This is a genomic window from Nocardia violaceofusca NBRC 14427, from assembly GCF_963869435.1.
In the GTDB taxonomy this organism is placed as follows: Bacteria; Actinomycetota; Actinomycetes; order Mycobacteriales; family Mycobacteriaceae; genus Nocardia; species Nocardia aobensis.
The window spans coordinates 154,253-172,107 of the sequence record NZ_CAWMPM010000021.1; the positions used below are offsets into that span (position 1 = coordinate 154,253).

Consider the following 17,855-nt stretch of genomic DNA (forward strand, 5'->3'; position numbering starts at 1 on the left):
GGCTGCGTTACAGCCTCATTATTCGACGCGTTGAATTTCTACCGTTGACGGTGACGGTTCCTTTGGTGCCGGCTCTTCTCATGGCTCGCACGATGCGCGAATTGCTGTCACTCGACATGCTGCTCGCGACCATCGTCGTGGTGGTCTCCATTCAGATCGGCAATATGGCCAACTGCCTCGCCGACCGCCGGATGGACGCGATCTACAAGACCAGGCTGTCCCGTGCCGTCTACGGCCTGGGCGTCGGCCGGGTGATCCGCCAGATCGTGGCCGCCATGCTGATCGTGGGAGTCGCGGAGGGCTGGCTGACCTACCGCACCGGGCATCTGGACCTGCTGCTCATCGGCGGTCTGTGGGCGGTGCTGGGTATGGGCTACTCGCTGCCGCCGCTGCACCTCAACGGCCGCGGCATCTGGCAGCTGCCGGTGCTGCACGCCGTGTACTTCGTCCTGCCGGGGTTGTTCGTGCTGCGCGCGTTCGAGGGGCCGCTGTCGTGGGCGGCGATCGCCGCGATCTGCGGCTTCAGCCTCACCAATATCGGCATCATCGTCATCAGCCACGCCGAGGACTTCCCCGAGGACGAACTGTATTCGGTGATGACCTACGTCCGGACGCTCGGACTGACCCGCGCGCTCGGGCTCGGAGTGGCGATGCTGTCGCTCGGAGCGATCGTCGTCACCGCGTCGATCGTGGTGCTGGCCGGCCCGGTCTGGGGGTTGGTGCCGTATCTGGCGGCCTGCCTGTTCGCGGTGCGGTTCATGGCCCGGACCGCACGGGCGGTGCGCGGGAAGCCGGTCGACGAGGGAGTGGCCGTGCTGCGCGCCTGCTCGAAACTCGCTCCGCTGCACACCCTTCTGGTCGGGTGGACGACAGTCGTCGTCGCCGCCTTCGCCTTCGCGGCCCGCTAGGCGCCGCTCTCATCGAATTACGAGTTAGGAGATCGGCGAATGGCGATCCTGTACAAACCCGCGGTGGCCTTCCCGGACGAGGTGGTCACCCTCGAACAGACCTTGGACGTCGCGCGCCGGCTGCACGCGGGCCACGCGGACCTGGAGCTGGCGCTGCGGTTGATCCGCAACACCGGCGTCGAGACCCGCAACATCGTGCAGCCCCTGGATCGTGCGTTGCGGCACCCCGGTTTCGAGGAACGCAATCAACTGCACGAGGTGGAGGCGAAACGCTACGTGCCGGTGGTCGTCGAAGAGGCGCTGGCCAACGCCGGCAAGGCCGCGGCGGATATCGACGCCATCATCTACGTCTCGTGCACCGGCTTCATGATGCCGTCGCTGACCGCGTGGATGATCAACGAACTCGGCTTCCGATACTCCACGGCACAGCTTCCGATCGCTCAACTCGGTTGTGCCGCAGGCGGTGCCGCCATCGCCCGCGCACTGGACTACTGCCGGGCCCACCCCGGCGCGAACGTCCTCGTGGTGTCGTGCGAATTCTGCTCGCTGTGCTACCAGCCCAGTGACGTCTCCGTCGGCACCCTGCTGTCCAACGGCCTGTTCGGCGATGCGGTCGCGGCCGTGGTGGTCTCCGATGCCGCCGCCGCGGGCAGAGCCGGAATCGAATTGCGGCGCAACGCGTCCTACCTGATTCCCGGCACCATCGACTGGATCTCCTACGCGGTGCGGGCGACCGGCTTCCACTTCCAGCTGGACAAGCGGGTCCCGGGAACGATGGAACCGCTGGCGCCGGTGCTGCGCGCGGTCTCCGAACAGGAGGGCTGGGATGCCGGGGTCCTCGACTTCTACATCATCCATGCCGGTGGGCCGCGCATCCTCGACGACCTGTCGAAATTCCTCGATGTGGCGCCGAACCAGTTCCGCTACAGCCGCGAGACGCTGACCCGGCACGGCAATATCGCCAGCGCCGTGGTGCTCGACGCGACCCGGCGACTCTTCGAAGACACCGACAATCCGAAGATCGGACGCGGCATCATCGCCGGGTTCGGTCCGGGAATCACCGCCGAGATCTCACTGGGAGAGTGGTACAGCTGATGTCGATTCACGGACTCTACGTAGCGCCGGGCGAGGGCAAACGACTCGTCAGCGCCGCACACGAAGTGGTTTTCAAGGTCACCGGCGAGCACTCCACCGCCGCGTCCAGTTTCGAGGTGCTGGTCCCACCGGGCTTCGACGTCGGGGCGCATTTGCATCACCATTCCGAGGAGCTGTTCTACCTCGTCGAGGGCGAGCTGGAATTTCTTGCCTTCGAACCGGTTTCGTGGGAAGGGCATTGGTCGCAGTGGCGCTCCGAGGAGGGCCGCACCGTCATCACCGCCGGGCCCGGCAGCGTGGTGTTCGTGCCGCCCGGATGCCCGCACGCGTTCCGCAACGCCTCCGACGCGCCGGCGAAGATGTTCTTCCAGGCCTCGCCGCCGCCGGACCACGAACACTATTTCGAAGGACTCATCGAGATCTTCCGCACCGGCGCCGCGGTGGATCCGGCCGCCGTGGCGGCACTGCGCCGGAAATACGACATCGAGCAGATCAGCGAGTTGCGCTACCAGCCGCCAGGTGAGTGAGCCGCAGCGATGACGAGCGTGCTCGGACTCGCCGGCTCGCTGCGGCGGCAGTCCTACAACCGGATGTTCCTCGAGGCGGTACCGCACCTGCTGCCGTTCGAATGCGGCTACCACGTATTCGACGGGCTCGGCGAGGTGCCGCTGTACAACGAGGACATCGATACCGCGGCGCCGCCGCCGGGCGTACGGGCGTTGCGCGCCGCGGTGGCCGCGTCCGACGGGGTGATCGTCGCCTCCCCGGAATACAACCAGTCCGTTCCGGGTGTGCTGAAGAACGCCCTCGACTGGCTGTCGCGCCCGCACGGCGGCGGCGCCCTGCGCGGGAAGGTGATCGTGCCCGTGGTGGTGACGCTCTCGCGCAGCAACGGCGCGCGCGGGCTGGCCGACCTGAACCGGGTGCTGTCGTATCTGGGCAACACCGTGCTGTACCAACCGGAAATCGTGCTGGCCTCGGCGCCGAGCCTGCTGCGACCCGGTGCCGACGGGTCGGTGGCCCTCACGGATCCCGCCGTGCGAGCGCTGGTCGCGCTGGCACTCGAACAATTCGGCAACGCCCTCAGCGCGGGGACCGCGCGCGCCGGCGCCGACTTCGTCGCGGCCCACCGGGCCGTCGTCGAACGGGCGCGCTTCGCCCCGATGGTGCGCGAGGCGCTGAGCCGGGGCGCGCCGCCCGGCGTGGTCGCGGAGCGGCTGCACAACGCCGGCATCTCCGCACGCGAGGCGCAGGAGTGGATCAGCGCCGAAATGGCAAGCGGCCCGGTCCTTTCGAGCAACGGACATCGAAGTGGAGAATCATGATCGACATCGGAACCGACAGTGGTCTCGACTTTCTCGACGACCGGGTGCGCGGTGTCGTCGAGCGACTGGAAGTGGCGGCCCACGCCGACGGCGACGTGATCGGCGCGGTGTCGGTGCGCTTGCGCGAACTCGGCGCGACACCGGATGCCGAGACCCTGCGGGCGATGACCGCCACTGGTGAGGCGGCGATGTTGCCGGTCGCCCGTTCGGTGGGCCGCCTGCTGTTTCAGCTGGCGGTGGGCTCCGGTGCCGCTACGATCGTCGAATACGGCACCTCGCACGGCATGTCGACGCTGTATCTGGCCGCCGCCGCACAACGCACGGGCGCGCAGGTGATCGGCACCGAACTGAGTGCGCACAAGGCCGCGGTCGCCACCGCCAACCTCGCCGAGGCGGGTGTGGGCGATCGGGTGCGCGTGCTGGTCGGCGATGCGCTCGAGACGTTGCCGACCGTGTCCGGCCCCGTCGGACTGCTGCTGCTCGACGGGTGGCTGCCCCTGCATCTGCCCGTATTTCGAGCGATGGAGCCGAAATTGACGCTGGGATCGATCATCGTCTCGGACAATGTCTCCAGACATGCCGACCTGCTCGACGACTTCCACCGCTACATAGCGGAACGCTCGCAGACCTATCTACGGACAACCCTGCCCCTCGACGACGGAATCGATGTGATCGTGCGGGTGCGGTAGCGCCCGGCCACCGGAGAGGAACGATGAAGAAGACCTCCGTACTCGAGCGCGTCGCGCGGGTCGCCGCGTTCCACCCGAAGGTGATCCTCGGCGTCGCGCTGCTGGTGGTGCTGATCGCGGCGGCGGCCGGCAGTTCGGTCGTCGACCGGCTCGAGGCCGGTGGCTTCGCACCGCCGGACGCGGAGTCGACGCGGGTGAGCGAACTGGTGGACGCCGAATTCGGCGGCGTGGCACCGAATCTCGTCCTGACCGTCGGCGCCGACGGCGGCGTGGAGAGCCCACCGGCCCGGCAGGCGGGCGTGGACGTGACCGCGTGGTTGCAGCGACGGTCCGACATCACGGCGGTGCAGTCGTATTGGACCGCGCCGCCGGATCTGCGTGCGGCACTGCGCAGTTCGGACGGCCGGACCGCCCTGGTCGTGGCCCGCATCGCCGGTGACGACACGGCCCAGCAGAAGGCCGCCGACGAGATCGCCCGCGCGCTGCCGGCACCGGCGGGGGTGACGATTCACCTCGGCGGCTACGCGGCGACCCTGCGCGACCTGAGCGCCGTCAGCGTGCGAGACCTGGCCTCGGCCGAGGCCGTCGCCATCCCGATATCGGCGATCGTGTTGATCCTGGTCTTCGGGAGTCTGATCGCGGCGTTGCTGCCGGTGGTCATCGGGCTGGTGTCGATCGTCACCACCCTGGCCGTGCTCCGGCTGCTGACCGAGTTCACCGATGTGTCGGTGTTCGCGCTGAATACGACCACGGCGTTGAGTCTGGCACTCGCCATCGACTACAGCCTGTTCGTCGTCTCGCGCTACCGGGAGGAACTCGACCGCGGGGCGGACCGGGAGGAGGCGGTGATCCGCGCGGTCTGCACCGCCGGTCGCGCGGTGCTGTATTCCGCTCTGGTGGTGATCCTTTCGCTGTCGGCGCTGCTGGTTTTCCCGATGTTCTTCCTGCGCTCGTTCGCCTACAGCGGACTGGTCGTGGTCGCGGTGGCCGCGCTCGCGTCGGTGCTCGTCCTGCCGGCGTGCCTGGTGCTGCTCGGCGACCGGGTGAACGCCCTCGACCTCCGCGCGCCGCTGCGGCGTCTGCTCCGGCTGCCGCCGCGGCGGACGGTGCCGCTGGAGGACGGTGTCTGGTACCGCATGGTCACCGGCGTGATGCGCCGCGCACTGCCCGTCGCGGTGATCGTCACCGCGTTACTGCTGCTGCTGGGCGCGCCGTTTCTCGCGATCAAGTTCGGCACTCCCGATGATCGGGCGATTCGCGCCGGGGTGGCCGACAGCAGGACGGTCGGCGACATCCTGCGTTCGGAGTTCGCGCGCAATCCCACCGATTCGGTCACCGTCGTCCTGCCCGGCCATCACGGCGACCCCGGCCCCTACGCCGCCGAACTGTCGCGGGTGCCCGACGTCTCGGCGGTTGTCTCCGGCTCCGGTACCTACGTCGGCGGAGCCCGGATGGCGTCGGCGCCGCCGGGGATGAGCGGCACCGCCGGAGAGGTGCTCCTCGTCGGCACGGACCTGGACCCGTATTCGGTGGCCGGCGCCCGGCAGCTCGACCGGCTGCGCGCGATCGCGGCCCCGGCGCCACCGCTGTTCGGGGGCGCCGCGGCCGAGAACCGGGACGCGCTCGATTCGATCGGTGCGCGCCTGCCCGTCGCCGCGGCGTGGATCGTGGTCGCGATGTTCTCGGTGCTGTTCCTGTTCACCGGGAGCGTGGTGCTCCCGGTGAAGGCGCTGCTGATGAACGTGCTGTCGCTCACCGCCGCGTTCGGGGCGATGGTGTGGATATTCCAGGACGGGCATCTGGCCGGCGTGCTCGGTTTCACGCCGACCGGCTATCTGGTGGCCAACGTCCCGATCATGATGTTCTGCCTGGCATTCGGCATGTCGATGGACTACGAGATCTTCCTGCTCTCCCGGATCCGTGAGGAGTGGCTGCGATGCGGCGACAACACCCGGTCGGTGGCGCTCGGCGTGGCCCGGACCGGTCGTATCGTCACCGCCGCGGCCGCGCTGATGGCGATAGTCCTGGGCGCCCTCGTCTTCTCCCGCCTGGCGTTCATCCAGTTGCTGGGGCTGGGGCTGGCGCTCACCGTGCTCGTCGACGCCACCGTGGTTCGCTGCCTGCTCGTTCCGTCGCTGATGCGCCTGACGGGGCGCTGGAACTGGTGGGCGCCGCGGCCGCTGCGCTGGGTGCACGCCAGGGTCGGGTTGCGCGACGCGGAACCCGTTTCGGGATAGGTCGCGCCCCGCGTCGCAGGACCGCGATCAGCCTCGGTCGTCCGCGGCGGGGACGGCGCAACCGTCCGGACCACAGGCGTCACCGTCGCCGAGGACCTGCAGCGCGGGAGCGTGATCGGCCCACGCGCGCTCCAAGGCCTGGCTGAACACCTCGGGCGGCTGGGCGCCGGAGACGCCGTAAGTGCGGTCGAAGACGAAGAAGGGCACACCCCGCGCGCCGAGCTGCGCGGCGGTGTTCTCGTCGGCGCGCACGGCGTCGGCGTAGGCCTGCGGATCGTCGAGGGCGGCGCGCACCTCGACCGGATCCAGGCCCGCTCGCGCCGCCAGCTCGATCAACCGTTCCCGATCCCCGAACACCGGCCGCTCGTCGGCGAAATTGCCCTCGTACAGCGCGTCGAGCACGTCTTCCTGCCGTCCCCGATCCAGTGCGAAGTGCAGCAGCCGATGCATATCGAAGCTGTTGCCGAAGTCGCGTCCCTCGGTGCGATACGGCAGGCCCACGGCCTGCGCTTGGGCGGCGATGCCGCGTTCGTTGGCGGCGGCCTGGGCCTCGCTGATGCCGTACTTCTCGGCGATATGGGCGACCACCGGACCGCTGTGCCCGGCCGGCAGCGTCGGGTCCAGCTCGAAGGACCGGTGCACGACCCGCACCTGATCGCGGTGCTCGAAGCCGGCCAGCGCCTGCTCGAAGCGCCGCTTGCCCAGATAGCAGAACGGGCAGTTGATATCGGTCCAGATCTCGACCTGCACGGCCATGGTCACCTCATTCGCGTCTTCGAAAAGTCCTGACATGTCAACCGAGCGCCTGCCCAGCCTGTTCCCCGAGGTGTGACTGGCATCACATCGGGTGGTGTCACGAATGCGGCGGCCGACTTGTCCCATCACCGAATCGCACAGTCGACCCGCCGCGAAAGGACAAGACCATGAGCGAGACCCAGCGCAGCAACCACGGGACACCGCGTGAGCCGGACGCCGGGCGGCCGCACGACATCGTCGTTCTCGGCGCCGGTTACACCGGAATGCTGACGGCCATCCGGCTCGCGCGCCGCACCCGCAAGCAGCCGGTGCGCATCACCCTCGTCAATCCGTCGGAGCGGTTCACCGAGCGGCTGCGCATGCATCAGGTCGCGGCCGGCACCGAGCTCGCCGACCACCGCATCCCGGAACTGCTGGCCGGCACCGGCGTGACCTTCCGTCGCGCCGCCGCCACCGCGATCGACCCGGCCGCGCACCGCGTGATCTGCGACGACGGTGCCGAACTCGGCTACGACACCCTGGTCTACGCCCTCGGTAGCCGAGCCGACACCACCACCGTGCCGGGTGCGGCCGAGCATGCCCGGACCCTCGACGATCCGCGCGCGGCACATCGGATGTCGCAGCGCCTCGCCGAACTCGAGGCGAGCGGGGGAGCGGTCGCGGTCTGCGGTGGCGGTCTCACCGGCGTCGAAGCCGCCACCGAAATCGCCGAATCCCATCCCGGCCTCACCGTCACCCTGATCAGCACCGGAGAACCCGCCGCCATGCTGGGGGAGCGCCCGCGGGCCTATGTCGAGCGCGCCATGGATCGCCTGAACATCGTGCGCCGCAGCGGAACTCGCGTGACCAAGGTGCTGCCGGACGCGGTGCGCCTCGACAGCGGCGTGATGGTGCCCGCCGGGCTCACGCTGTGGACCGCCGGAGTCCGCGTGCCCGCCCTGGCCGCCGAGGCCGGCATCACCACGGACGCGGCGGGGGCCATCGTCACCGACGCGACGTTGCGGTCGGTGTCGCATCCCGATATCTACGCGATCGGCGACGCCGCCGCGATCACCCAGCCGTGGGGCCGCATGCACGGCACCTGCCAGAGCGGGATGCCGACCGCGGCCTACGCCGCCGACACCATCGCGCGGCGCCTGCGCGGAAAGTCGGTGCGGCCGTTCCGATTCGGCTACTTCCATCAGCCCGTCAGCCTCGGCCGCCGGGATGCCGTCATCGGATTCACCCACGCCGACGACAGCCCTCGGCGCGGATATCTGACAGGCGGCGCCGCGGTGCGGTACAAGGAATTCGTCAGCGGCAGCCCCGTCCCGACGTTCCGGCTGAGCCGGCGCGCGAATGTCTCGGTCACGCTGTCACGCGGTGGACGCGCGACGCGCGCGGCCGGCCGCGTCGCGGCCTGAGGCGCGATATTGCGGGTGCTCGACCGAGCGGGAGAGGATGAGCGCATGGACGGTGACGCCGAGGACGCCGGTGCGGCGACCGCCCGGCCCGCGGACCCGCCGGCGGACCCCGGCGATGCGTTCGACACGCATCGCCGGCTGCTGTTCGCCACCGCGTATCAACTGCTCGGCAGTGTGGCCGACGCCGAGGACGTGCTGCAGGACGCCTGGTTGAAATGGCACGAGGCCGACCGGGGCCGGGTCCGCCACCCCAAGGCGTATCTGGTGCGGACGGTGACGAACCTGTCGTTGAACCGGCTGACCAGCGCCCGCGCGGTGCGCGAAACCTACGTCGGCCCGTGGCTGCCCGAACCGCTGCTCAGCGAACCCGATGCCACCGAGCGCGTCGAGATCGTCGACACGGTGTCCACGGCCATGCTGGTCGTGCTGGAGACGCTGGGCCCGGTCGAGCGTGCGGTGTTCGTACTGCGCGACGTCTTCGGCTTCTCACCCGCCGAGATCGCCGGCTTCCTCGATCGGCCCGAGCCGACCGTCCGGCAGATCTCGCATCGCGCCCGCAATCACGTGCAGGCGCGCCGGCCCCGCTACGACACCGATCCCGTTGCGCGGCAGGAGATCACCGAGCAGTTCCTGGCGGCCGCCAACGGGGGCGACGTCAACGCGCTGATGCAACTGCTCGCTCCCGACGTCACCCTCTGGAACGACGGCGGCGGCAAGGTCACCGCGGCGCGGCGCCCGCTGCACGGCCCCGACCACGTCGCCCGCTGGCTGCTCGGTGTGCTGGCCAAACCCGTCCTGACCGGTATCCGGATGCGGGCCGCGGTGCTGAACGGCGAACTCAGCGTGGTCGGCGAGATCGGCGGATTCCCGGTCGGCGCACTCACCTTCGACATTCTCGACGGCCGCGTGCAGAATCTGCGCTTCCAGGTGAATCCCGACAAACTCGCCGGCCTGCGCCCGCCGCAGGAGATCCGACACCTCTGATTCGACCGAAATGTCCTGTGCGGCTACGGGATGCGCTATTTTTGTCATCCGCCGGGACAGTTCCGGCGTAGATCAGAATGGTAGGAGTTTCACAAGTGCACAGCGCAGCGAGCCGCACCCGTCGATCCGGCGCCAGGATTCCCGCCCGTCGAACCACCCTGACCGGCTGGCTGCTCGCCGCCGGTGTCGGCTTCGCCGCCGTCTTCGCCCCCGCCGTCACCACTACCGCGACCGCCGCCCCGGCCTTCGTCTCCTGCCCCGCAGGCGATTACGAGAACGTCGACCACGCCTGCGTCCCGCGTCCCGGCTCGGATCCTGACGGCGCGACCGCGCAGTGCGGCGACGGCACCTACAGCTACAGCCGCCACCGCAGCGGCACCTGCTCCCATCACGGCGGTGTCGAGCGCTGGCTCTGATCGAGCCGGACGGTCCACGGCGGGCGTGGCGCCGGTCACCACGGGTGCTCGAGTAAGAATGAGAACCCGTGTCTGCCGAGGAACTCGCCGTGGAGCCGCTGGCCGCCGCCCGTCGCCTGCTGGGCGCGACGATGCGGTCCGGCCCGGTCGCCGTGCGCATCGTGGAGGTCGAGGCGTACGGCGGTGACCCGGCCGGACCCTGGCACGACCCGGCGGCCCACTCCGGCCGCGGCCGCACCCCGCGCAATGCCGTCATGTTCGGCCCGCCCGGCATGCTCTACGTCTACTTCAGTTACGGCATGCACACCTGCGTGAACGTCACCAGCGGCCCCGACGGAGTCGCCAGTGCCGTGCTGCTGCGGGCCGGTGAGGTGATCGAGGGCCACGAGGTCGTCCGCTCCCGGCGTCGCGCGGCCCGCACCGAAGCCGATCTGGCGCGCGGACCCGGGAACTTCGGCAGTGCCCTCGGAATCACCCTCTCCGACTACGGCACCGCGCTGTTCGACCCGGCGGCGCCGATCCGGGTGGAGTTGGGGCCCGAGATCACCGACTCCGCCGCGATCGGGGTGGGCCCCCGGGTCGGCGTGAGCCTGGCCGCCGACCGCCCGTGGCGACTGTGGTTGCGCGACTCCCCGGCGGTCTCGGCTTACCGCCGCAGTCCACGCGCCCCCGAGGTGGGGCGGTCGGCCTGAGCGCTCAACTCGTCACATCGGCCGGGACCTGTGCGCGCTGCGCCGCCGCGACCGTCGCCGCCAGTTCGGCCGCCGCGACGGTATCGGCGACGCCGAGCGCCCAGTGAGTGTCGCCGCCGATGCGGAACTCGCCGTAGACCACGAATTCCGCGTCCGCGCCGGCGGGCAACCGGTGGTGGGCCGACGGCAGCGACTCGATCGAGATGCCGTGGACGGCAACCAGTTTCGTGAGCTCGTTCGCGGCATCGGCGGCCGCCGAGGTCGTCTCGACGTCGGTGCCGTCCTCCGGCGCGGTGAACACGACGTCGCCGGATTCGTTGTACCGCCACCGAATCCGGCCCGCGGCACAGTCGATACCGTCGCCGGTCGGACCGTAGACCTGCTGCAGCAGATCCCACAACCACCGCGCACTCACCGCGGCGCCGGTGTCGTCGGTATGGCGCTGCACGTGCCGGGCGAAGTCGATCTGCAGCCGTCGCGGCAGCTCCACTCCGTAGCCGGTCTGCAGCAGGTAGGCGATACCGCCCTTGCCGGACTGTGAATTCACCCGGATCACCGCCTCGTAACTGCGTCCGACATCCGCCGGATCGATCGGCAGATACGGCACCTGCCACTCGATCTCGGATTCCGGCACCCCCGCCAGCTCGGCCCGCCGGCGATGGTCGGCGAACCCCTTCTTGATCGCGTCCTGGTGCGTCCCGGAGAACGCGGTGTACACCAGATCGCCGACGTAGGGGTGCCGCTCCGGAATGGGCATTCGTGTGCAGTACTCGACGGTCCGGCGAATCCCGTCGATATCGGAGAAGTCGATCATCGGATCCACGCCTTGGGCATGCAGATTCAAGGCCAGTGTCGCGATGTCGACGTTGCCGGTGCGCTCACCGTTGCCGAAGACGCAGCCCTCCACGCGCTGGGCTCCGGCCAGCATCGCCAGTTCCGCACAGGCGATGCCGGTGCCGCGGTCGTTGTGCGGATGGACCGACAGGATCACTCCGTCGCGGCGGCTCAGATTGCGGTCCATGTATTCGATCTGGTCGGCGTAGACATTGGGCGTGGCGACCTCTACCGTCGCCGGCAGATTCAGCACGACCGGGCGCTGGGGGCAGGCGTCCCACAGGTCCGTCATCGCATCGCACACCTCCAGCACGAAATCCGGTTCGGTGAGCATGAAAACCTCGGGGGAGAACTGGAATCGCAGATTCGGCCGGTCGCCGGCCAGTCGCGCGATCTCGCGTCCACCCGCGACGATCATCTCCGCCACGTCGGCCCGGGAGCGGCCCAGCACGACCTCGCGCCACAGCGGCGCGGTCGCGGTGTACATGTGGATCACCACGTCGTTGGTGATCCCCTCCACCGATTCCAGGGTTCGCGCGATGAGATCGGCACGCGCCGGGGTGAATACGACCAGGGTGACGTCGGCGGGCGCCGGCTCGGCGTCGCGGATCAGGCGGACGAAGTCGAAATCGGTCTGCGAGGCGCTCGGGTAGCCGACCTCGATCTCCTTGTAGCCGATCGCGACCAGCATCTCGAAGAACCGGCGCTTGCGCTCCGGATCCATCGGTTCGGCCAGGGCCTGATTGCCGTCGCGCAGGTCGACCGGCACCCACAGCGGGGCGGATTCGAGGCGTTTCGAGGGCCAGCTGCGCTCGGTCAGTGGCACCGAAACCCGGTGGTACACATCGTGATAGCGATGCGAGGGCATGACGGAGGGGCGCTGGCGATTCCAGCGGGAAGTGTGGTCGGGCACGGTATCGGCTTTCTGCGTCGGAGATGTCGACCGGCGCAGCCCAGCAACCCGCGGGCGGGGTGCCGGTCGTTCAGACCCCGCCGCGGCGGCCGAGGAGAAGCAGTCCCTGTCCCATATCGGCTACCATAGCGAGTGACAACTCCTCAGACAAGTAGAGAGGTGAGGGCCGATGGCGACCGTGCAGAGGCGACCGCTCGCGGCCCAGGCCGCCCAGCTCCTGCTCGACCGGATCCGCGCGGGTGAATGGCAACTCGGGCACAAACTGCCGGGCGAGACGACCCTCGCGGCCCAGCTGGGCGTCGGACGTTCCACGCTGCGCGAGGCGATCCGGGAACTGTCCGGTCAGGGCGTGCTCGAAAGCCGCCAGGGGGCAGGCGTTTTCGTCACCGCGCTGGAGGTGGCCGAGGACTGGGACGAGGTGTTGCGCCGGGCCGACATCGCCGCCGTCATCGAGGCCCGCATCGCCATCGAGGCCGAGGCCGCGGCTCTGGCGGCGCAGCGGCGCACCCCTGCCGACCTGCGGATCATGCGTAAGGCGCTGTCGGTGCGCGCCGGATCCGACGAGTCGGTGGAACATCTTGTCGACGCCGATACCGCCTTTCACCGCACCGTGATCGCGGCGGCGCACAATGAGGTGCTGTTGCAGTTGTTCGACGCCTTCGTCCCGCGCGTGCACCGCGCGATGACCGAGATGCTGCGGATGCGGCCGATGGCCGATCCAGGCGCGGACCATCACGCCCACGAGGTGTTGTTCGACGCGATCCGCGATCGGTCGGCCGACACGGCGGCCACGGCGAGCCGGGTGCATCTGAGCGCCTTGAAATCCGCGTTCTCCTGACCGATGAATTCATCCGGGGTGCCCCGTCTTCTGTGGTGAGCGCGCTCGAACAGACATCGAGCATCCGGAAGGACACCGAATCATGACCGCCATCACCGCCTCCGCCCCGTCCGTCACCACCCCCCGTCCCGGCACGATCCGCAACCGCGTGCTGTGGACCCTGCAGATCGTGCTGGGCCTGTTCTTCGTCATCGCCTCGGGACTGCCGAAGATGGTCGGCCAATCCGATGCCGTCCGCATCTTCCACGACATCGGCTGGGGCGACTGGTTCCGCTATTTCACCGGCCTGGTGGAGATTTCGGGCGGAATCGGGCTGCTGGTGCCGCGCCTGTCCTGGCTCGCCGCCGCCGGACTGTCGATCACCATGGTCTGCGCCGCCGCCACCCAAGCCTTCGTCATGGACGCCCCGGCGGGCGCGATCTTCCCGCTGGTCCTGGTGGCCGTCTTCGCCTGGATCGCCTACGAACGCCGCCCCGCACACTGAAGTCGCGACCGCCGATGGGCCCGCGCCGGGAAGAACCGGAGCGGGCCCGTCGACATGTGGGTCGAAATGCCGCGCCCGTGGATCTGTGCCGGTGCGCCCCCGGGTGGTCTCATCGCCCCGGCTCGTCGGCGCCCTCGCCGACGAGGGCGGTCTGCGTCGCAGCGACTTCGGCCAGCGTTGCGGGCGACCGGTTCGGCCAGTGGCAGCGGATCGTAGTGCGGCGGTTTGCCTTCACCGGCCTGCCGGCGACCGCCGACGCGGGCAGCATCATCGCGAGGCGCCCCGGGAATCGACCACAGCTGTGGTCCCCGAGCGGCGCTCCGATATTGCTGCGCAACAACTTTCGGCCATAGCTTAGGTCAGCCGCCCGCACCGGCGTCGCGTTCCGGTGCTGCCGCCACGGGGTCGGTGCGCCGATGCATACCCGGGCTCACCCCGTAACGCCGTTTGAACGCGGCACTCAGACTGAACGCCGTCCCGTAACCAACCTGCCGCGCGATCGATTCGATGGTCGCATCGGTGCCGCGCAGCAGGTCCGCCGCCCGCGCCAGCCGCCATTCGGTGAGGTAGGCGATCGGCGGGTCCCCCACGAGTTCGGTGAATCGCCGGGCCAGCGCCGCCCGGGACGCACCGACGGTCGCCGCCAGTTCGGCGACCGTCCAATCGTGGGCGGGGTTGTGCTCGAGCAGCCGCAACGCCTGTCCCACCACGGGATCGGCGTAGGCGCTGTACCACTGCGGCGCCTCGGCTCGCGCGAACCAGGTGCGCAGTGCCGCGATGGTCAGCAGATCCAGCAGCCGGTCGAGAACCGACGCCTGCCCGGGAACATCGCGGCCGGACTCGTCGACCAACAGTCCGAGCAGACGTTCGTCCACCTCGTGACCGTCGAGTACGGCGCGCGGCGGCAGGGCGCGCAACAGACGGTCGCTCACCGTGCCGGCCACCTCGTAGGTCCCGGTCAGCAGCGCGGTCGTTCCGGCCGCATTAGTCCCCCAGCTGCGCACCCCGAGATCCCATGTCTCACAAAGCAATTCACCGTCCGGAGTAGTCGTGGTCTGCCCGGGGTGCACGATCGCCTGCGGCGGGGTCGAGGGCTCGTCGGCCACCGTGTACGGGTCGGGACCGCGCAGAATCGCGACCGCGCCCTCGTCGAGCCGGATCGGATCGTCGCCGTCGGGCACGAGATAGGCATATCCGCGGGTCACCACCACCACCGTGAGCGGCGCCCGGTCCTGGATCCGCAGCGACCACGGCGGGTCGAGCAGCGAGCGCATCACGAACGCGCCGCGAGCGCGCGGGCCGTCGAGCAGGTCGGCGAGGGCATCCATCCCACGACGATCGCGCATGGCGGCGAGCGCGGCAACCGGGTTCCCAGCACCGGTGGGGCGGCGGCACCCCGGGAAGTCGCGCACGATCACCGGCACGGCCGATCACCCGCGCGGCGCATCGGACGGTTCGCCGCCCGCTACCGGCCAACCGCCCTCGGCCGCCGTCCGCCGGGCATAGTCGGCGAACGATCGCGGCGCCCGCCCCAGCGCGCGCTCGACCCCGTCGATGACGGCCGTATTGCGACCGTCGAGAACGGTGCCGAACAGATAGGTCAGCGAGTCGACGACCTCGCGCGGCAAGCCCATCTCCGACATCGCGGCGGCGTACTCGTCCAGGCCCACCGGCTGATACCTGATCTCGCGACCGGTGGCGGCGGCGATCGTGGCCACGGCCTCGGCGAAGGTCAGCGCCCGCGGCCCGGTCAGCTCGTATATCTCACCGGCATGCCCGTCCTCGGTGAGTGCGGCGACGGCGACATCGGCGATGTCCTCGGCGTCCACGAACGGCTCGGCGACCGCGTCGGCCGGCAGTGTCACCTGTCCCGCCGCGATCTCCTCGGCCAGAAAATCCTCGCTGAAATTCTGGGCGAACCAGCTGCACCGCACGACGGTCGTGGCCAGGCCGCCGTGCAGAGCGATCTCCTCACAGCGTTGCGCTTCGGGCTCGCCCCGGCCGGACAACAGAACCAGCCGCCGCACCCCGGCCCGCCGCGCCGCCTCGGTCAGTGCGCTGACCGCCTCGTCGGCGCCCGGCGCGGCGAGATCCGGCTGGTACGCGAGGTAGACGGATCGGGCGCCGCGCAGGGCCGCGTCCCAAGTCGTCCGGTCGGCCCAGTCGAAGGGGAGCGCCGTCGAGCGGGAGGCCGGCCGTACCTCGATCCCGCGCTCGGCCAGGCGCGCCACGACCCGCCGGCCGGTCTTCCCGGTGCCACCCAAGACGACGACAGGGCCCGCATCGGTACGGTCGACGCCGCGAGAGGCGGTAGTTGCCGTGGCCCGGTGATCGGATTCAGTGGTTTCAGAAACTGTTGCGGCGCTGTTGGTTTCGCTCTGGATGATGGTGTTTTCGGTCATGCGTCAAGTACATCCGGAGCGGAGCCGACCGGCCATGGTCCGGACGCTCGCACACATACGCGCGCGTCCACGACGGGCTCGCGGGGCGTTCCTGTCGAGGATCGCCGTGCGCCGGCGGGGTCGCCGCTCGCCCGCCGGCGAACAGCACGCTCATCCGGACATAGCCGACCCAGCGCAGCCGATCGCGCCCGGTGCGGAAAGATGGGAGGGCGTGAGCGCCGACATCATCGACGAACTGACCTGGCGTGGGCTGATCGCACAGTCCACGGATCTGGACGCCCTGCGGGCCGATACGGCGAAGGGCCCGATCACGCTGTATGCGGGTTTCGACCCCACGGCGGCGAGTCTGCACGCGGGTCACCTCGTTCCCCTGCTCACGCTCAAGCGGTTCCAGCAGGCCGGACATCGCCCCATCGTCCTGGCCGGCGGCGCCACCGGCCTGATCGGTGACCCTCGCGACGTGGGGGAGCGGGTGATGAACTCGACCGACACCGTCGCCGAGTGGGCCGACCGGATCCGTGGCCAGCTGCAACGCTTCGTCGACTTCGACGAATCGCCGACCGGCGCGATCATCGCCAACAATATGGACTGGACGGGCAATCTCAGCGCCGTCGACTTCCTCCGCGATATCGGCAAGCACTTCTCGGTGAACGTGATGCTGGCGCGCGAGACCGTCAAGCGCCGCCTCGACAGCGACGGCATCTCCTACACCGAATTCAGCTACATGCTGTTGCAGGCCAACGACTTCGTGCAGTTGCGCCGCGCCCACGGCTGCCGGCTGCAGGTCGGCGGCTCCGATCAGTGGGGCAACATCATCGCCGGCGTCGAACTCAACCGCCGCCTCGACGGCGAACAGGTCCACGCCCTCACCACCCCGCTGGTCACCTCCGCCGACGGTAAGAAATTCGGCAAGTCGACCGGCGGCGGCAGCCTCTGGCTCGACCCCGAGATGACCAGCCCGTACGCCTGGTACCAGTACTTCGTGAACACCGGCGACGCCGACGTGATCCGCTACCTGCGCTGGTTCACCTTCCTCGACCGCGAAGAACTGGCCGAACTCGAGACCGCGACCGCCGAGCGTCCGCACGCCCGGGAGGCGCAGCGCCGCCTCGCCGCCGAGATGACCACGCTCGTGCACGGCGAGGCGCACACCCGCGCGGTGCAGCTGGCCAGCCAGGCGCTGTTCGGCCGCGGCGATCTGCACGACCTGGACGAAGCGACGCTGGGTTCCGCGCTGGCCGAAGCCGCCGGTGAGGGCACCGTGGCGGAGGCCGGTCCCGAATCGACGATCGTGGATCTGCTGGTCGCCTCCGGACTGTCCGACAGTCGCGGTGCGGCTCGCCGGGCGGTCGCCGACGGTGGCGCCTCGGTGAACAACGCCCGCATCTCCGATCCGGAATGGGTGCCCGCCGATACCGACTACCTGCACGGACGCTGGCTGGTGCTGCGGCGCGGCAAGAAGAACTTCGCCGGCGCGCGCCGAGCCGGAAGCTGATCTGGCCATGACCTGAGTCACATCCGTGTGATTCAGGTCGGGCACCCGCCGGTTCGAGGCTCGGTGACCTGCGCAAATGCGAGCCGACGTGGCGATTTGACGTTCCGTTCTCCGCCACGTAACTTATTCCAGGTCAGAGCGACACGGACACCGACCCGGAGCCGAGAGGCCCGGGACAACGAGGTCGGACGAGGAGCGCCTGACGGCCAGTAGGACCCAGAGATCGTGAGTTGACTTCGCGAGCTTCGGTGGTTAGGCTGGAAAAGTTGCCTCTCAAGAAGGTCGGTTAACCGGCCAGACTGTTTGTGCGCCTGTTCTTTGAGAACTCAATAGTGTGTCGATGAATGTCAGTGCCAAATATTTATTTTGGTTCCGTTCATCCTC

General features: G+C 69.4%; 17 protein-coding genes. 13 read left to right on the forward strand and 4 right to left on the reverse strand.

Features of this window, described 5'->3' with window-relative positions:
* Positions 1-65: 65 nt before the first annotated feature.
* Genes AC5592_RS17420 through AC5592_RS17445 form a run of 6 tightly spaced genes read left to right on the forward strand, consistent with a single transcriptional unit; the run spans position 66 to position 6,254 of the window.
* Positions 66-908, forward strand: coding sequence for a UbiA family prenyltransferase (locus tag AC5592_RS17420; protein WP_198163869.1), 843 nt, complete (start codon positions 66-68; stop codon positions 906-908).
* A gap of 39 nt (positions 909-947) precedes the next feature.
* Positions 948-2,003, forward strand: a complete 1,056-nt coding sequence (locus AC5592_RS17425; protein ID WP_036508633.1) for a type III polyketide synthase — start codon at positions 948-950, stop codon at positions 2,001-2,003.
* Positions 2,003-2,530, forward strand: a complete 528-nt coding sequence (locus tag AC5592_RS17430) for a cupin domain-containing protein (protein WP_063064851.1) — start codon at positions 2,003-2,005, stop codon at positions 2,528-2,530. The genes AC5592_RS17425 and AC5592_RS17430 overlap by 1 nt, the downstream gene beginning before the upstream one ends.
* A 9-nt stretch (positions 2,531-2,539) precedes the next feature.
* A complete protein-coding gene (locus AC5592_RS17435; RefSeq protein ID WP_051025394.1) occupies positions 2,540-3,328 on the forward strand; it encodes an NAD(P)H-dependent oxidoreductase in 789 nt (262 codons plus the stop codon).
* Positions 3,325-4,017, forward strand: coding sequence for an O-methyltransferase (locus tag AC5592_RS17440; RefSeq protein ID WP_051025395.1), 693 nt, complete (start codon positions 3,325-3,327; stop codon positions 4,015-4,017). Before AC5592_RS17435 ends, AC5592_RS17440 begins: the two co-directional genes overlap by 4 nt.
* A 23-nt stretch (positions 4,018-4,040) precedes the next feature.
* Positions 4,041-6,254 (forward strand): MMPL family transporter, encoded by a 2,214-nt coding sequence (locus AC5592_RS17445; RefSeq protein ID WP_063064833.1) that lies wholly within the window; start codon positions 4,041-4,043, stop codon positions 6,252-6,254.
* 27 nt (positions 6,255-6,281) lie between these two features.
* Here AC5592_RS17445 and AC5592_RS17450 read toward each other — a convergent pair whose 3' ends face one another.
* Complete coding sequence (locus AC5592_RS17450) at positions 6,282-7,010, reverse strand: DsbA family oxidoreductase (protein WP_198163870.1); 729 nt, start codon at positions 7,008-7,010, stop codon at positions 6,282-6,284.
* 167 nt (positions 7,011-7,177) lie between these two features.
* Here AC5592_RS17450 and AC5592_RS17455 point away from each other — a divergent pair, with 167 nt between their 5' ends.
* From AC5592_RS17455 to AC5592_RS17470, 4 genes are all read left to right on the forward strand, one after another.
* On the forward strand, positions 7,178-8,413 hold the full coding sequence (locus tag AC5592_RS17455) for an NAD(P)/FAD-dependent oxidoreductase (protein ID WP_063064834.1): 1,236 nt from the start codon (positions 7,178-7,180) through the stop codon (positions 8,411-8,413).
* Positions 8,414-8,458: 45 nt separating this feature from the next.
* Complete coding sequence (sigJ, locus tag AC5592_RS17460) at positions 8,459-9,397, forward strand: RNA polymerase sigma factor SigJ (RefSeq protein ID WP_063064835.1); 939 nt, start codon at positions 8,459-8,461, stop codon at positions 9,395-9,397.
* Positions 9,398-9,492: 95 nt separating this feature from the next.
* Entirely contained in the window at positions 9,493-9,813 is a 321-nt protein-coding gene (locus AC5592_RS17465; protein WP_232329403.1) for a DUF3761 domain-containing protein, read from the forward strand.
* A gap of 68 nt (positions 9,814-9,881) precedes the next feature.
* Positions 9,882-10,505, forward strand: coding sequence for a DNA-3-methyladenine glycosylase (locus AC5592_RS17470; RefSeq protein WP_036508640.1), 624 nt, complete (start codon positions 9,882-9,884; stop codon positions 10,503-10,505).
* Positions 10,506-10,509: 4 nt separating this feature from the next.
* On the opposite strand, the gene AC5592_RS17475 is transcribed toward AC5592_RS17470, so the two are convergent.
* Positions 10,510-12,207, reverse strand: a complete 1,698-nt coding sequence (locus AC5592_RS17475; RefSeq protein ID WP_063064836.1) for a 2-isopropylmalate synthase — start codon at positions 12,205-12,207, stop codon at positions 10,510-10,512.
* Between the two features lie 214 nt (positions 12,208-12,421).
* On the opposite strand from AC5592_RS17475, the gene AC5592_RS17480 reads away from it, so the two are divergent.
* Together AC5592_RS17480 and AC5592_RS17485 are read left to right on the forward strand one after the other, a co-directional pair.
* Complete coding sequence (locus tag AC5592_RS17480) at positions 12,422-13,090, forward strand: FadR/GntR family transcriptional regulator (protein WP_063064837.1); 669 nt, start codon at positions 12,422-12,424, stop codon at positions 13,088-13,090.
* Positions 13,091-13,172: 82 nt separating this feature from the next.
* Entirely contained in the window at positions 13,173-13,574 is a 402-nt protein-coding gene (locus AC5592_RS17485) for a DoxX family protein (protein ID WP_063064838.1), read from the forward strand.
* Between the two features lie 359 nt (positions 13,575-13,933).
* Here the strand turns inward: AC5592_RS17485 and AC5592_RS17490 are convergent, their stop codons facing one another.
* Together AC5592_RS17490 and AC5592_RS17495 are read right to left on the reverse strand one after the other, a co-directional pair.
* On the reverse strand, positions 13,934-14,902 hold the full coding sequence (locus AC5592_RS17490) for an AraC family transcriptional regulator (protein WP_063064854.1): 969 nt from the start codon (positions 14,900-14,902) through the stop codon (positions 13,934-13,936).
* A 102-nt stretch (positions 14,903-15,004) separates the two neighbouring features.
* Positions 15,005-15,976: an NAD(P)H-binding protein gene (locus tag AC5592_RS17495; RefSeq protein WP_084506803.1), complete on the reverse strand. Its 972-nt coding sequence runs from the start codon at positions 15,974-15,976 to the stop codon at positions 15,005-15,007.
* Between the two features lie 211 nt (positions 15,977-16,187).
* On the opposite strand from AC5592_RS17495, the gene tyrS reads away from it, so the two are divergent.
* Positions 16,188-17,471, forward strand: coding sequence for a tyrosine--tRNA ligase (gene tyrS, locus AC5592_RS17500; RefSeq protein WP_036508683.1), 1,284 nt, complete (start codon positions 16,188-16,190; stop codon positions 17,469-17,471).
* The last annotated feature ends 384 nt before the right edge of the window (positions 17,472-17,855 follow it).